17 protein-coding genes are annotated in these 15,158 nt (G+C 62.5%); 1 reads left to right on the top strand and 16 read right to left on the bottom strand.

Features of this window, described 5'->3' with window-relative positions; genetic code table 11:
* Position 1: 1 nt before the first annotated feature.
* The 14 genes from DNK50_RS06525 to DNK50_RS06590 form a co-directional block, all read right to left on the bottom strand.
* Positions 2-304: an urease subunit gamma gene (locus tag DNK50_RS06525; protein ID WP_010213535.1), complete on the bottom strand. Its 303-nt coding sequence runs from the start codon at positions 302-304 to the stop codon at positions 2-4.
* A 145-nt stretch (positions 305-449) separates the two neighbouring features.
* Positions 450-1,289, bottom strand: a complete 840-nt coding sequence (locus tag DNK50_RS06530) for an urease accessory protein UreD (protein ID WP_099583629.1) — start codon at positions 1,287-1,289, stop codon at positions 450-452.
* Between the two features lie 31 nt (positions 1,290-1,320).
* Entirely contained in the window at positions 1,321-2,019 is a 699-nt protein-coding gene (gene urtE, locus DNK50_RS06535; protein ID WP_099583628.1) for an urea ABC transporter ATP-binding subunit UrtE, read from the bottom strand.
* A gap of 63 nt (positions 2,020-2,082) precedes the next feature.
* Positions 2,083-2,916: an urea ABC transporter ATP-binding protein UrtD gene (gene urtD, locus DNK50_RS06540; RefSeq protein WP_112193179.1), complete on the bottom strand. Its 834-nt coding sequence runs from the start codon at positions 2,914-2,916 to the stop codon at positions 2,083-2,085.
* On the bottom strand, positions 2,913-3,980 hold the full coding sequence (gene urtC, locus DNK50_RS06545; RefSeq protein ID WP_112193181.1) for an urea ABC transporter permease subunit UrtC: 1,068 nt from the start codon (positions 3,978-3,980) through the stop codon (positions 2,913-2,915). The genes urtD and urtC overlap by 4 nt, the downstream gene beginning before the upstream one ends.
* Positions 3,980-5,482 (bottom strand): urea ABC transporter permease subunit UrtB, encoded by a 1,503-nt coding sequence (urtB, locus tag DNK50_RS06550; RefSeq protein WP_112193183.1) that lies wholly within the window; start codon positions 5,480-5,482, stop codon positions 3,980-3,982. Before urtB ends, urtC begins: the two co-directional genes overlap by 1 nt.
* A gap of 140 nt (positions 5,483-5,622) precedes the next feature.
* Complete coding sequence (gene urtA / locus DNK50_RS06555; protein ID WP_099583624.1) at positions 5,623-6,888, bottom strand: urea ABC transporter substrate-binding protein; 1,266 nt, start codon at positions 6,886-6,888, stop codon at positions 5,623-5,625.
* A 200-nt stretch (positions 6,889-7,088) separates the two neighbouring features.
* Positions 7,089-8,471 carry a PepSY domain-containing protein gene (locus DNK50_RS06560; RefSeq protein WP_112193185.1) on the bottom strand — a complete coding sequence of 461 codons (1,383 nt, stop codon included), beginning with the start codon at positions 8,469-8,471 and terminating at the stop codon, positions 7,089-7,091.
* Positions 8,472-8,588: 117 nt separating this feature from the next.
* Complete coding sequence (locus DNK50_RS06565) at positions 8,589-10,631, bottom strand: TonB-dependent copper receptor (protein WP_112193187.1); 2,043 nt, start codon at positions 10,629-10,631, stop codon at positions 8,589-8,591.
* 93 nt (positions 10,632-10,724) lie between these two features.
* Positions 10,725-11,138, bottom strand: a complete 414-nt coding sequence (locus DNK50_RS06570; RefSeq protein ID WP_112193189.1) for a DUF2946 domain-containing protein — start codon at positions 11,136-11,138, stop codon at positions 10,725-10,727.
* A gap of 11 nt (positions 11,139-11,149) precedes the next feature.
* Positions 11,150-11,632: a copper chaperone PCu(A)C gene (locus tag DNK50_RS06575; protein WP_099583620.1), complete on the bottom strand. Its 483-nt coding sequence runs from the start codon at positions 11,630-11,632 to the stop codon at positions 11,150-11,152.
* A 47-nt stretch (positions 11,633-11,679) separates the two neighbouring features.
* The gene (locus tag DNK50_RS06580) at positions 11,680-12,075 is read right to left on the bottom strand and encodes a DUF2946 family protein (RefSeq protein WP_112193191.1); all 396 of its coding nucleotides are present in this window, start codon (positions 12,073-12,075) and stop codon (positions 11,680-11,682) included.
* A 97-nt stretch (positions 12,076-12,172) separates the two neighbouring features.
* Positions 12,173-12,463 (bottom strand): addiction module antidote protein, encoded by a 291-nt coding sequence (locus tag DNK50_RS06585; RefSeq protein ID WP_112193193.1) that lies wholly within the window; start codon positions 12,461-12,463, stop codon positions 12,173-12,175.
* A 3-nt stretch (positions 12,464-12,466) separates the two neighbouring features.
* Positions 12,467-12,727, bottom strand: coding sequence for a type II toxin-antitoxin system RelE/ParE family toxin (locus DNK50_RS06590; RefSeq protein WP_371929517.1), 261 nt, complete (start codon positions 12,725-12,727; stop codon positions 12,467-12,469).
* Positions 12,728-12,858: 131 nt separating this feature from the next.
* Here DNK50_RS06590 and DNK50_RS29430 point away from each other — a divergent pair, with 131 nt between their 5' ends.
* Entirely contained in the window at positions 12,859-13,032 is a 174-nt protein-coding gene (locus DNK50_RS29430; protein ID WP_371929518.1) for a DUF6124 family protein, read from the top strand.
* Between the two features lie 120 nt (positions 13,033-13,152).
* Here the strand turns inward: DNK50_RS29430 and DNK50_RS06595 are convergent, their stop codons facing one another.
* Together DNK50_RS06595 and cbiE are read right to left on the bottom strand one after the other, a co-directional pair.
* Positions 13,153-13,872, bottom strand: coding sequence for a cobalt-precorrin-6A reductase (locus DNK50_RS06595; RefSeq protein ID WP_112193197.1), 720 nt, complete (start codon positions 13,870-13,872; stop codon positions 13,153-13,155).
* Positions 13,869-15,074, bottom strand: a complete 1,206-nt coding sequence (gene cbiE, locus DNK50_RS06600) for a precorrin-6y C5,15-methyltransferase (decarboxylating) subunit CbiE (protein ID WP_112193199.1) — start codon at positions 15,072-15,074, stop codon at positions 13,869-13,871. Before cbiE ends, DNK50_RS06595 begins: the two co-directional genes overlap by 4 nt.
* Between the last annotated feature and the right edge of the window lie 84 nt (positions 15,075-15,158).

Below are 15,158 nucleotides of genomic sequence, written 5' to 3' on the forward strand. Positions count from 1 at the left end.
CTCACGCGATGGGTTGGTGGACGGTGACCAGCTTGGTGCCGTCGGGGAAGGTGGCTTCCACCTGGATATCCGGAATCATCTCCGGGATGCCTTCCATCACCTGTTCACGGCTGAGCAGTGTGGTGCCGAAGTGCATCAGGTCGGCCACGGTGCGGCCATCGCGGGCGCCTTCCATCAGCGCCGCCGAGATGTAGGCGATGGTTTCCGGGTAATTGAGCTTCACCCCGCGCGCCAGGCGGCGTTCGGCAACCAAGCCTGCGGTGAAGATCAGCAGTTTGTCTTTTTCCCGTGGGGTCAGGTCCATGGTTCAAGGTCCTTCAAACAACATTCATAAAAAACACTGGAGATCCCTGTGGGTGGGGGCTTGCCCCCGATAGGGGAGCGTCAGGCAAGACATCTGTCACCGACCCACTGCCATCGGGGGCAAGCCCCCTCCCACATTTTGATCTTCATGTGCTCCAGATTCGCGGTGAAACGGCTTCGCGGCCCAGCATCGCCGGGCGCAACAGCCGCCATAAATCAATCAACCAACCCCGTGCCAACAGCGCCTCGCTGGCCAGGCAGCGAGCGACCAGCAAGCCGGGCAGTTGGGTCAGGTCGCCGCGCACGGCATGTGGCAGGGCGCGGCAGGTTTCGAGTAATTCGGGGGCGATCTCGCCCGTCACCAACAACGTGGCAAACACCGGTTGCCCATCGAGACCGATAGGTGAGTCGAGCAACCCATCGGCGCCGACAATGCGCTGGCGTTCGTGCCAGAGCAACTGGCCGTCGCGGCGGATATCCAGGTGCGATTGAAAGTGCCCAAGGTCAAAACGCTCGCCACTGGCCGGGCGGCCCAGGGCGACCACGTCCCAGTAGAACAGCCGCGCATCGCCGTGCAGGTCGATGCGCGTAGTGAGTTCGGCCTGGGCGGCACTGAATACGATGGTCTCCTGGGGCAGCCACTCCAGCGTCGCGCCGGCTTCGACCGTCAGTTCGAGTTGCTGGAACGCCGGGCCGCTGGCGCGGTACCACTTGGCCGCGCCGGGGCTGGTCAATTGGGCCCAGGCCCCTTCGGCGACATGGGCGCTGATGTCCAGGCGATCCCCACCGGCAATCCCGCCGGGCGGGTGCACGATGATGTGCTGGCACACCTCGGGGCCTTCGGCGTACAGGTGCTTTTGCACCCGCAGCGGGCCGAGGTGGCGGCGCATCACCGGGCGCGTGGTGTCGCCGAAACGCGCGTAGCCGAGTTCCAGCTCGGCGTGCCAGCTGGGGGTGAACAGGGCAGGGGTAACGGGCAGGTTCATGTCTTTATGCTTATCGTTAGGACGCTACAGATTAGATGGTTACGAGACCACGTACACCCTCGCTTTCCATATTTTCTCCACGGCCCTGCTGCACGATTTCACCACGGGACATCACCAGGTATTGGTCGGCCAATTCAGCGGCGAAGTCGTAGAACTGCTCCACCAACAGAATCGCCATATCGCCCTGGGCGGCGAGCTTTTTGATCACCGCGCCGATCTCCTTGATCACCGAGGGTTGGATGCCTTCGGTGGGCTCATCCAGGATCAACAGGCGCGGGCGGCTGGCCAGGGCTCTGCCGATCGCAAGCTGCTGCTGCTGGCCGCCGGACAAGTCACCGCCGCGTCGATGTTTCATTTGCAGCAACACCGGGAACAGTTCGTAGATAAACGCCGGCACTTGCTTGGCCTCGGAACCGGGGAAGCGGGAAAGCCCCATCAACAGGTTTTCTTCCACCGTCAGCCGCCCGAAAATTTCGCGGCCCTGAGGCACGTAGGCGATACCGGCGTGCACGCGCTGATGGGGTTTGAAACCGGTGATGGCCTTGCCTTCCCAGTTCACCGCGCCTTCCTTGGCCGGCAGCAAGCCCATCAGGCACTTGAGCAGGGTGGTCTTGCCCACGCCGTTACGCCCGAGCAGGCAGGTGACTTCGCCGATCTTCACGTCAAACGAAAGCCCGCGCAGGATGTGGCTACCACCGTAATACTGGTGCAGTTTGTCGACTTGCAGCATGTTCACACTCTCCTCAAATCCTGCAGGTGCCTGGCTCTTGTTTCGTAGCCCTTCCACACCTATTCAGCGACCGAGATAAACCTCGATCACTCGCTCGTTTTCCTGCACCTGTTCCAGCGACCCTTCGGCCAGCACACTGCCCTGGTGCAACACGGTCACGTGGTCGGCAATCGAGCCGACAAAACCCATGTCGTGTTCCACCACCATCAGCGAATGCTTGCCTGCCAGGCGCTTGAACAGTTCGGCGGTGAATTCGGTTTCGGCGTCGGTCATGCCCGCCACCGGTTCATCCAGCAGCAACAGTTGCGGGTCTTGCATCAGCAGCATGCCGATTTCCAGGAACTGCTTCTGGCCGTGGGACAGCAACCCGGCCGGGCGATGCACCGAGGCGGTGAGGCGGATGGTGTCGAGCACTTCATCAATCCCGTCTTTCTGCTCGCCGCTCAAGCGGGCACGCAGGCTGGCCCATACGGACTTGTCAGTCTTCTGCGCCAGTTCCAGGTTTTCGAACACGCTGAGGGCTTCGAACACCGTGGGCTTCTGGAACTTGCGGCCGATGCCGGCCTGGGCGATCTGCACTTCGCTCATGCTGGTCAGGTCCAGGGTTTCGCCGAACCAGGCGTTGCCGTGACTGGGTCGTGTCTTGCCGGTGATCACGTCCATCAGCGTGGTCTTGCCTGCGCCGTTGGGGCCGATAATGCAGCGCAGTTCGCCAACGCCGATGTAGAGATTGAGGTCGTTGAGTGCCTTGAAGCCGTCGAAGCTGACGCTGATGTCTTCGAGGGTCAGGATGGTGCCGTGGCGGGTGTTCAGGCCCTTGCCCGCAGCCTGGCCAATGCCGATGGCATCGCGGCCACTGCCGGCATCAAAAATAGGTTCGAGCATGACGTTCCTCATTTCTTCAGCAGGCCGATAACGCCCTTGGGCAAATACAGGGTGACGATGATGAACAGCGCCCCGAGGAAGAACAGCCAGTATTCCGGGAAAGCCACGGTGAACCAGCTCTTCATGCCATTGACCACGCCCGCGCCGAGCAACGGGCCGATCAAGGTGCCGCGCCCGCCCAAGGCGACCCACACAGCGGCTTCGATGGAGTTGGTCGGCGACATTTCACTCGGGTTGATGATGCCCACTTGCGGCACGTACAACGCACCGGCCAAGCCGCACAACACCGCGCTCAATACCCACACGAACAGCTTGAAGCCGCGTGGGTCGTAGCCGCAGAACATCAGGCGGTTCTCGGCATCGCGCAGGGCCGTCAGCACCCGGCCGAACTTGCTCAGCGCCAGGCGCCAGCCGATGTACAGGCTGGCGACCAACAGCAGCACCGTGGCCAGGAACAACACCGCCCGCGTGCCCGGCTCGGTAATGCCGAAACCGAGGATGCTGCGGAAATTGGTAAAGCCGTTGTTGCCGCCAAACCCGGTCTCGTTGCGAAAGAACAGCAGCATCCCGGCGAACGTCAGTGCCTGGGTCATGATCGAGAAATACACGCCCTTGATCCGCGAACGGAAGGCAAAGAAACCGAACACCAACGCCAGCAAACCCGGCGCCAGCACCACCAGGCACAAGGCCCAGAGGAAGTGGTCGGTGCCGGCCCAGTACCAGGGCATTTCGGTCCACGACAAAAAGGTCATGAACGCCGGCAGGTCGTCGCCGGACGCCTGGCGCATCAGGTACATGCCCATCGCATAACCGCCTAGGGCGAAGAACAAACCGTGACCGAGGGACAGCATCCCGGCGTAACCCCACACCAGATCCAGGGCCAGGGCGACGATGGCGTAGCAGAGGATCTTGCCCACCAGCGTCAGGGTGTACGCCGACACATGCAGCGGGTTTTCCGGCGAGAGCAGAGAGCACAATGGCAAGGCCAGCAGCAGGATCAGGATGATCACACCGGTAGCAATCGTCGCCTTGGGGCCGGCCTTTTGTGCGGCTGTAAGCATCAATGGCTGGTTCATCAGTCGATCACCCGTCCTTTCAGTGCGAAGAGTCCTTGCGGGCGTTTCTGGATAAACAGAATGATCAGCGCGAGGATCAGGATCTTGCCGAGCACGGCGCCGATCTGCGGCTCCAGAATCTTGTTGGCGATGCCCAGGCCGAAGGCCGCCGTGACGCTGCCGGCCAACTGGCCGACGCCGCCCAACACCACCACCAGGAACGAATCGATGATGTAGCTCTGGCCCAGGTCCGGGCCGACGTTGCCGATCTGGCTCAGCGCCACGCCGCCCAGGCCGGCGATGCCGGAGCCGAGGCCAAAGGCGAGCATGTCCACGCGCCCGGTGGGCACGCCGCAGCAGGCCGCCATGTTGCGGTTCTGGGTGACGGCGCGCACGTTGAGGCCCAGGCGAGTCTTGTTCAGCAGCAGCCAGGTGAGCACCACCACGAACAAGGCGAAGGCGATAATCACGATGCGGTTGTACGGCAGCACCAGGTTGGGCAGTACCTGGATACCGCCGGACAACCATTCAGGGTTGGCCACTTCGACGTTCTGCGCGCCGAACACCAGGCGCACGGCCTGGATCAGCATCAGGCTGATGCCCCAGGTGGCGAGCAGGGTTTCCAATGGCCGGCCGTAGAGGTGACGAATCACCGTGCGCTCCAGCGCCATGCCGATGGCGGCGGTGACGAAAAACGCCACCGGCAGCGCGATCAGCGGGTAGAACTCGATGGCTTGCGGCACGTAGCGCTGCATCAGCAACTGCACCACATAGGTGGAATAGGCGCCGAGCATCAGCATCTCGCCGTGGGCCATGTTGATCACGCCGAGCAGGCCGAAGGTGATCGCCAGGCCCAGCGCGGCCAGCAGCAGGATCGAACCGAGGGACATGCCGCTGAAGGCCTGGCCGAGGATCTCGCCCACCATCAGTTTGCGTTTGACCTGGGCCAGGCTGGTTTCGGCGGCGGTGTGCACGGCGGCATCGGTTTCGACGCCGGGCGCGAGCAGCGCTTCAAGACGGGTGCGGGCGAGCGGGTCGCCGGTGCTGCCGAGCAAACGCACAGCGGCCAGGCGCACCACCGGGTCGGGGTCGACCAGTTGCAGGTTGGCCAGGGCCAGGCTCAGGGCGGTGTGCACGCCTTCATCGGTTTCGGCGGCAACGCGCTGGTCGAGAAACTTGAGCTGCGCAGGTTGCGCGCTTTTTTGCAGGGTAACCGCTGCGGCCAGACGCACCTTGGGGTCGGCGGCGAGCAGTTGTTGGCTGGCTTGCACGTTGTCGATCAAGCCGCGCAGGCGGTTGTTCAGGCGCACGGTCCTGGTCTCGCCGTTGAGCGTGAGCTGGCCTTGTTGCAGGCCGTCCACCAGCTCGATGCGTGCTGGGTCAGGCGTTGCGGCCCAGTCCTGGAGCAGCTTGGCTTGTTGGGTCGGGTTGGCGGCGAGGAAGTCTTCGGCGTCGCCGGCATGTGCCGCCAAAGGCAGCAACAGCAGCAAGGCCAGGAAATAGCGATGGAGGGCAGTGGGCATAAACAAATGTCCTAGTCATGCGCGGTCAAAACTGTGGGAGGGGGCTTGCCCCCGATAGCAGTGGTTCAGTGATAAATGCATTGCCTGATACACCGCCATCGGGGGCAAGCCCCCTCCCACATTTGGCCTGTGGTGGGGCTTTAGTTGCTCTTCACCGCATAGTCCGGCTTCTTGTCATTGCCAGGAATGTACGGGCTCCACGGCTGCGCGCGGATCGGCTCCTGGGTCTGCCATACCACCGAGAACTGCCCGTCGGCCTGGATCTCACCGATCATCACCGGCTTGTGCAGGTGGTGGTTGGTCTTGTCCATGGTCAAGGTAAAGCCCGACGGCGCGGCGAAGGTCTGGCCGGCCAGGGCTTCACGCACTTTGTCGACGTCGGTGGACTTGGCTTTCTCGGCCGCTTGGGCCCACATGTGGATGCCCACGTAGGTGGCTTCCATCGGGTCGTTGGTCACGGCTTTGTCCGCGCCCGGCAGGTTGTGTTTCTTGGCGTAGGCTTTCCAGTCGGCGACGAATTTCTGGTTGACCGGGTTCTCCACCGACTGGAAGTAGTTCCAGGCGGCCAGGTTGCCCACCAGCGGCTTGGTGTCGATGCCGCGCAGTTCTTCTTCACCCACGGAGAACGCCACCACCGGCACGTCTGTGGCCTTCAAACCCTGGTTGGCCAGTTCTTTGTAGAACGGCACGTTGGAGTCGCCGTTCACGGTGGAGATCACCGCTGTCTTGCCACCGGCAGAGAATTTTTTGATGTTGGCGACGATGGTCTGGTAGTCCGCATGGCCGAACGGGGTGTAGACCTCTTCGATGTCTTTATCTGCCACGCCTTTGGAATGCAGGAACGAACGCAGGATTTTGTTGGTGGTGCGCGGATACACGTAGTCGGTGCCGAGCAGGAAGAAGCGCTTGGCGCTGCCACCTTCTTCGCTCATCAGGTATTCCACCGCCGGGATCGCCTGTTGGTTCGGCGCCGCACCGGTGTAGAACACGTTCGGCGACATCTCTTCGCCTTCGTACTGCACCGGGTAGAACAGCAGGCCGTTGAGTTCTTCGAACACCGGCAACACGGATTTGCGCGACACTGAGGTCCAGCAGCCAAACACCACGGCGACCTTGTCCTGGGTCAGCAGCTGCCGACCTTTTTCGGCGAACAACGGCCAGTTGGAAGCGGGGTCCACGACCACCGGTTCAAGCATCTTGCCGTTCACCCCGCCCTTGGCGTTGATCTCGTCGATGGTCATCAGCGCCATGTCTTTGAGCGACGTTTCGGAGATGGCCATGGTGCCGGACAGCGAATGCAGGATGCCGACCTTGATGGTCTCGGCGGCCTGGAGGGTCCAGGTCATGCCCATCGCGGCAATGGATGCCGACAAAGTGAAAGCCTTGATCAAGCTGCGACGCTTCATTGTGCAATCTCCAGAACTCAACATTGTTATGGGCGTAGGTTGGGGAACTGAAGGGGGCACTGCAAAGGCTGTGCCTGCTATTACGAACGGGCCGGCTGCGCGGGTTGTAGGAGGCTTCTGCGAGCACGGACGCACCAAGTAGGCGCTTGTTTTCCGGGAGGGTGCACAGCGCGCGCTGTAAGGGTGCGTGGCCCGGTGACTCATGAGGCGGTTGGTGGCCATCCGGTTGCTCGGTTGAACCGCGCCAGTACCAGCCGATCCAGCAGCCACACCAGCACCAGCGAAGCCCCCACCAGCGGGAAGACCAGCGCCAGGCCGAGCATGATGACCACGCCGGTTTTCCACTTCGGCAGGTCATGGCGCAACGGCGGAACGCCCAGGCCGCCCTGGGGCTTGCGCTTCCACCAGATCACCACGCCACTGATGGCGCTGAGCAGAATCATCAGGCAGATCACCAGCACGATCAGTTGGTTGACCCAGCCGAACATCTTGCCCTCGTGCAGCATCACCCCGGTCTCGGTGGCCCGCGCCACGTTGCTGTAGTGCTCCCAGCGCACATCGGCGAGGACCTTGCCGGTGTACTGGTCCACGTGCAGGGTGGCGTCGTTGCGTGGGTCGTTGGCGAATACGGCGACGGTGAACACGCCTTCGGCGGTGGTGGGGAAGGTGATGCTGTAGCCGGGCTCGACTTTGCGTGCAGTGGCCAGATCCACCACCTGTTGCAGGCGCACCGTGGGCGCGGCGGGAGCGGCGTGCATGGCGCCGTGGTTCATGTGTTCGGCGTGGTCGCCGGACATCGGCATCGGTGTGTTTTCCATGGCCCAGGGCACGGTCTGTTGCGTCGCGGTGTTGAGCACGCGTGCCTGCTGATCGGATTGCGGCACTGTGTTCCACATCGCCGCCGGGAAGGTGTTCCACAGGTCGGCGTATTGCTTGCCCCAGAAGCCGGTCCAGGTCATGCCGCTGAGCAGCATCACCAGTAAAAACGCCGCGCCCCAGAAGCCGGCTACGGCGTGCAGATCGCGCCAGAACAACCGGCCGCGGCTGTTAAAGCGTGGCCATAACACCCCGGCCGACGACTTGCCGCGCGGCCACCACAGGTATAGGCCCGACACCACCAGCACCACGCCCCAACCGGCGGCGAGTTCGATCAGGCGATCGCCGACGGTGCCGATCATCAGCTCGCTGTGCAGGGCACGGGCGATGGCTTGCAGGTTGTTTTTTGCATCCTGTTCACCGAGTACGGTGCCGCGATAGGGGTCGACGAAGACGGTGACTTCGCGCCCGCCGTCGTGCATCACGAATTGCGCGCTGCTGGTGGTGTCGGCCGGCGGCAGGTACTTGGTGATCTTGCCCTGGGGAAAGGCCGCCTGGGCACGTTGCAACTGCTCGTCGGCGCTCAGTGCGTGCTCGGCGCTTTGCACTTTGAGCAGGTCGCCGTACATCAGCGGGTCGAGTTGGGGTTTGAACAGGTAGATGATGCCGGTCAGGGCCAGCAGCACCATGAAAGGGGCGACGAACAGGCCGGCGTAGAAATGCCAGCGCCAGGCCAGGTTGTAGAAGGAAACTTTTTGAGTGGTCATCAGGGATGCTCCGCAAAGCTAAAATTTTTGTCGTTGGTCAGGCCGCCATCGGGGGCAAGCCCCCTCCCACATGTGGAATGCATTCCAACTGTGGGAGGGGGCTTGCCCCCGATGCTTTTAGAAGCTCATGTCGACTTTGGTCCAGAGGGTGCGCCCCGGCTCCTTGATGGCCTGCGGGTCGCTGGCCGGGTAGCCGAAGCCGGCATTGCCCGCCAGGTTCAAATGCTCGGCGTAGGCCTTGCCGAACAGGTTGTCGACGCCGGTGCTGACCTTGAAGTTTTTGTTGATGCGATACGCGCCATTCAACGAGAACACGCCAAAGCCACCGCTCTTGTCGTAGTCCTTGCCGACCACGTTGCCCTTGTTCTGATCGATACGGTTTTGTGCGGCGACCACCCGCCACAGCGCGCCGGCGCTCCAGTCGTCTGCGCTGTAGGTCAGGCCGAAACGTGCATCCAACGGCGGCATTTGCGGCAGGGCCTTGCCGTCGCTGCTGTTCTTGCCCCAGGCGTAGGCGAGGGTGGCGTCCGCCTTCCAGTTTGGCGTCAGCTTGTACGCCGCGCCGAGTTCACCGCCCATGATGCGAGCGTCGACGTTGCGGGCCTGCGAGGTAGTGCCCATCATGCCTGGCCGGTAGTCGAACAGGATGAAGTCACGCACCTGGCCGATGTAGCCCGAGGCCCAGGCTTCAAGGTTGTCGGCTTTGTATTGCGCGCCGAAATCGAGTTGGGTGGTCTTCTCCGGTTTCACGCCGTCGAAGGCATTCACCGAACCGACCGCGCCGGTGTTGGGGGCGAACAACTCCCAGTAATCCGGGAAGCGCTGCGTGTGGCCCAAGCCTGCGTAGAGGGTGGTGGGGCTGTTGGCCAGGTCGTGTTCGTAGCGCATGAAGCCCGACGGCAACGTGTCGGCGCGGGTTTCATTGGCGGTGGCGCTGGTCTGGCGAAAGTCCTTGGCCGAGGCGCGGTCCAGGCGTGCGCCGGTGATCAGGCGATCACGCTCGGCGGCGTACCAGGTGAGTTCGCCGAACACGCCGTAGTTGTGGAAGTTGGCGTCCTTGACCTTGGGCAAATCCTTGTAGGTGTCGATGCCCATGCTGCTGCGTTGGCGGTGTTCGTTGGTCTGCGCATCCAGGCCGCTGATCAACTGCACATCGGCCCAGCGCCAGGTGGCTTTGATGCGCGCTCCGAGGGTACGACGGTCGACGTTGGAGGCCATCGGCCCGGCCATCATCCCGGTCCCCGACGGCGTGCGCAGGCTGTAGTTGTCCATCACGTGGTCGGCGTAGTTGTAGTAGACCTGGGCCTCGACCTTATCCAGCACCTCGCCAATATTCGATTTCTCGAAGCGCAGCCCGAGGCTTTCGCGCAGGAACTGCGAACCGTCCATGCCACGCCCGGCGTAACGCGCTTCGCCGTCGCCACGGCCGGCGGTGAGTTCCAGCAGGGTGTCGGCATCCGGGGTGAAGCCAACGGCCACGTCGCCATTCCATTTGTCGTAGCGCGAGGCGACGGTGTCGTTGTTGCCGTCTTTGTAGTCGTCGGCGTGGGCCTGGTTGCCGATCACTCGCACATAGCCCAGCGGCCCGCCAGCGGCGGCATCGATGACCTTGTCGAAGCGCCCGTTGGAGCCGGCCAGCACGCTCGCGTTGAGCCGTGTGCCCAACTCACCGAAGTGTTCGGGCTCGCGATCAAACAGGATCGTACCGGCCGAGGCACCTGGGCCCCAGAGCACGGTTTGCGGGCCTTTGATCACGGTGAGCGTGTCGTAGGTCTCCGGAGAAATATACGACGTGGGCGCATCCATGCGGCCGGGGCAGGCGCCGAGCATCATGCTGCCGTTGGTGAGGATATTCAGGCGCGAGCCGAACATGCCACGCAGTACCGGGTCGCCATTGGTGCCGCCGTTGCGCACCAGGGCGAAGCCGGGGATGGTCTTGAGGTAGTCGCCGCCGTCGCTGGCGGGCACCGGTTGGCGCGGGTCTTTGGGGTTGGTGACCACGGTCAGCGGCGAGCTGGGCGCGATGGCGGTGATCACCGTGGGCGTCAGCTCATGCTCGGCGTGCTCATCGGCCTGAGCGTGGGGGGCGAGCAGGGCGCCGCATAGGGCAGCGAGCACAGAAGTACTTCCCAAACGGGAGTCAGCAGTAAACCTGGACATGACAAATTCCATCAATCAATCGTAAACAACACGGCCAGCAGCCTGCGGCTGTCTGTCTAAAGTCGGCCGGGGTGAAGTAACGGTGCTTGGTGTTTACGAGGCGATGGGCGGCGCACGGCTGCGGGCGCCGGGGAAGATGCTCTGCCGGGCATGGCCCAGGCGCGGGGCGGGGGTGAGGGCATTGGCCGGCGGCGGGGTACCGAGGGCCACGAATGAAAGGCTGCCGGGCAGGGCAGGGCAACTGAACAGCAGGTCGCAATAACCGCACTTGGCCCAGAGCGCGTGATGGTCGTCGGGGGCTTTGGGGTGATGGGATTCGCCGTGGTCGCCCGACATGTCCATATCCATGGACATGCTCATCGGCATCGACATACCGGCGTGATGATCCATCGGCATCGCTTGGGAAATCAGCGGACCGATAAAGATCATCAGCATGGCGAACAGGCTGATCCAACTGCCGCGCTTCACGCGGTGATGTGGAGAGAGCCTGGCGCGGGGGGCGCCCATCGAGTGTTGGCCTATTGGGCGTGCTTATGCGCGTGGGCGGCCATCGGCGGCACTTTTTGGACCGACACTTGCACCTCGACCTTGCCGGATTTTTCAAAGGTCAGGGTGAGTGGGAATTGCTTGCCATCGGCCAGCAGGCTGCGGTCTTTGAGGCCCAGCAGCATCACGTGGTAGGCCATGGGCGCGAAGGTCAGATCGCCCTTGGCCGGTACGGCAACGCTGGGCACTTGCTGCATTTTCATCAGATCGCCCTGCATCACATGCTCGTGCAGCTCGGCTTTGTCGGCCACGGGCGTGTCGACGCTGAGCAGGCGATCCGGGGTCGCCCCGGTGTTGTGAATCACAAAGTACGCCGCGACGGTGGGCGCATTGGGCGGCAACTCCTGGGACCAGGGATCGCTGACCAGCAGGTCGCCGGCCTTGTAGTCTTCGGCATTGGCGGCACTGAACACCGGCAGCAGCAATGCGGCCAGAAGCAGGGAAGATTTGAGCATGGCAGTTCTCCAGAACGGTTCTAAACGCAGTTCACTTGCGAAGAAGATCAGGCCGTTGGAGAGGCGCGGGGGTTGAGGCTCGGCCATTGCTGGCGCGGGGTAGGGGTTTGCAGTGGGGGTTGTGGCTGACGCGGTACGGCTTCAAATCGCGTGAGATACAACTGCGGCACATGCCCCGCCAACGCCACCAAAGGCGCCGAGCCCGAGCAACACCAGCAATGCTGCATGGTGGAATGATCGTCCTGTTGCGGCGCCGGAATGTCCAGCTTGCCCAGGGCAATCGTCTTCAGGCTTGCGCCATTGGAAGAACAGAACCCGCCCCACATCAGTTGCTTGACCGGGTCGTCGGCCTGCTGCATCGCAGCGGCCATTGGCATGGCAAACGCGTTGAACAGCACTGCAAGGCAGGCGATCCAGGCAATTGCAAAGCGTTGACGGGCCATGGCGGACAATCCGTAGGGTTAAACGATCAGGCGGGTATTTAGCCTGATCGGGGGGGATAAGTAAAAAGCGGCGGTGTGGTTTGGTGTCGCAGCAGAATCACACCGCCGTGACGTGAAGCTTGAGGCCCAACGCTTTCATCACTTTCATGATAGTCGCGAACTCGGGATTGCCAGTGCTGGAGAGGGCTTTATATAAGCTTTCGCGTCCGAGGCCGGCGTCGCGAGCAATTTGGGTCATGCCTTGGGCGCGGGCGATATCATTGAGAGCGGTACGAATCAAAAGACCATCGCCTGCATCGTCTTCAAAGCAGGTCTCCAGGTATGCAGCCATTTCCAAAGGGGTTTTCAAATATTTTGCCGCGTCAAAGCGGGTAAAAGATTCGCTCATAAGTCACTCCTTATTGCCGAGATTTAGTGCCATTTGTTTTGCACGCGTTATGTCCCGACTTTGTGTTGATTTGTCACCACCGATCAGCAACAGATAAACCACCTTGTTTCTACGAGTGAAGTAAACGCGATACCCAGGACCGTAATGGATTCGCATCTCGGACACCCCATCACCTACGGGCTCACAGTCACCGAAGTTTCCGGCTTCAGCCATTCGTATTCCTTGGGATACAGAATGGCAAGTTGCGACGCGCTGCAAAAGCAGGCATCCCCATCGCGGATGGCTGACGCGAAACCGCGAGGGGGGAGGTTAGGGCGGGGGCTTTTGGCTGAGCCAGCCAGCTTGTTCGGAAGTGTTTGTAGGGGGATTCGACTTTTGGTGGTGCAGCCTGATAGCTGGCTGTTCACCTAGCCGACGTATTCAGTACCGAAGACCTGCTGGTCAACCTTAGCGAAACACGGGCATCGGCCAGCGCGCTGAGCTGCGACTTGGCTTTTGACCTGGGAGAGGAATTGCTTGCGGATCGCGTGCACGGCGGCGTTGGGCAGGCGACAGCCACGAGCCGCTAGTACCACAGAAAACAAGGTGGGAGGGGGCTTGCCCCCGATAGCGCTATGTCAGTCGCTGATTTGCTGGCTGAACCACCGCCATCGGGGGCAAGCCCCCTCCCACATTTTGAACTGTGTTGTTCAGGGAGAATGGATTGCCTGTAGTACCGCTGCGACCGTTGGGAACTCCCGATCCACCGCCGCCAACACCGGCCGCTTCAACACCAGCACCGGCACCCCGCGCTCGCGCGCCACTTCCAGCTTCGGCTCGGTAGCCGTGCTGCCGCTGTTCTTGCTGATCAGCACATCAATCCCGCGCCGTTCAAACAACTCCCGCTCGTTTTCGATCAAAAACGGCCCACGTGCGCCGATCACTTCACAGCGCTCATTGCCCGGATACACATCCAGCGCGCGCAAGGTCCAGAACTGGTCGGCGGGGATTTCATCGAGGTGCTGCAACGGCTCTCGGCCCAACGTGAACAGCGGCCGCTTGAAGGGTTTCAAGGCTTCAATCAGCTCGGCCCAATCACCGACCTCTCGCCAATCATCCCCGGCCTGGGGCTGCCATGCCGGGCGACGCAATGCCCAGCACGGTACACCGCTCAACTGTGCCGCCTCGGCGGCATTGCGGCTGATCTGCGCGGCATACGGATGGGTTGCGTCGAGAATCAGGCTGATCCCCTCATCCCGGACAAACCGCGCCAAGCCCTCTGCGCCACCATAACCACCGACCCGCACTTGGCAGGTCAGATCGGTCGGCACCCGCCCGACACCGGCCAGGCTGTAGATATGTTCCGGGCCCAATGTACGGGCGATGGCCAGCGCTTCGGTCACGCCGCCCAGCAGCAAGATGCGTTTCATAGCGGCTTGACCACTTCCAGCAGCGTAATCGGCAACGCCTGGCGCCACGTATCAAACTCCCCCAACGGCTGGGCCTGGGCTACGTGAATGCGCGTCAGCTCACCGCCATGTTGAGCGCGCCAGTTCATCAAGGTCATTTCACTTTGCAGGGTCACGGCGTTGGCCACCAATCGTCCACCGGGCCGCAGGTGCTGCCAGCAGGTGTCGAGTACGCCCTCACGGGTGACGCCGCCGCCGATAAAGATAGCGTCGGGTGCGGTAAGGCCATGCAACGCCTCAGGGGCTTTGCCACGAATCAACTGCAAACCGGGCACGCCGAGGGCATCGCGGTTGTGTTCGATCAGGCCTTGGCGGCCTTCGTCTGCTTCAATCGCCAAGGCGCGGCAGCTTGGGTGCGCACGCATCCATTCGATACCGATTGAGCCACTGCCCGCGCCCACGTCCCACAGCAGTTCGCCGGGCATAGGGGCGAGGCGGGCGAGGGTCATGGCGCGTACATCGCGCTTGGTCAGTTGGCCGTCGTGCTGGAAGGCGCAATCGGGCAAGCCCGCGAGGCGCGACAGACGCGGTGTGTCGCTGGAGGCCAGGCAGTCGATGGCGACCAGGTTCAAGTCGGCAACCGAGGCGTACTGCCAATCCTGGGCCAAACCGTCAATGCGCCGTTCATCCGCGCCGCCCAAGTGTTCAAATACCGTCAATCGGCTGGGCCCGAACCCGGATTCGGCCAACAACGAAGCAATCAACGCAGGGCTGCCGCCGTCATTACTCAGCACCAATAAGCGCACGCCCGTGGCCAGATGTGCATTGATCGCCGCCACTGGCCGGGCGACCACGGACAGTGTCACCACCTCCTGCAACGGCCAGCCCAACCGCGCTGCCGCCAACGACACCGACGACGGTGCCGGCAAAATCAGCAGTTCTTCAGCCGCCACCTGCCGCGCCAGACTGGCTCCCACGCCGTAAAACATCGGGTCGCCGCTGGCCAGCACACACACTGGCGTGCCGCGTTGTGCCAGCGCCGGCTCCAGGGAAAACGGGCTCGGCCACACCTGGCGTTCCCCCCGAATACACACCGGCAGCAGGTCCAACTGGCGCTGAGCACCTATAATCCGCGTGGCGCGCAACAGGGCATGCCGGGCATTTCTGCCCAGGCCCTTGAAGCCGTCTTCACCGATGCCTACAACCGTCAGCCAGGGCGACATATCAATTCCTTGAACGACATCCGACGGGCAGGCTTTTCATGCCGCCGGACAAAGCAGGCATAATACCGCGCCTTTACCTGTGAA

Source organism: Pseudomonas sp. LG1E9, assembly GCF_003290225.1.
Taxonomy (GTDB): Bacteria; Pseudomonadota; Gammaproteobacteria; order Pseudomonadales; family Pseudomonadaceae; genus Aquipseudomonas; species Aquipseudomonas cyclaminis.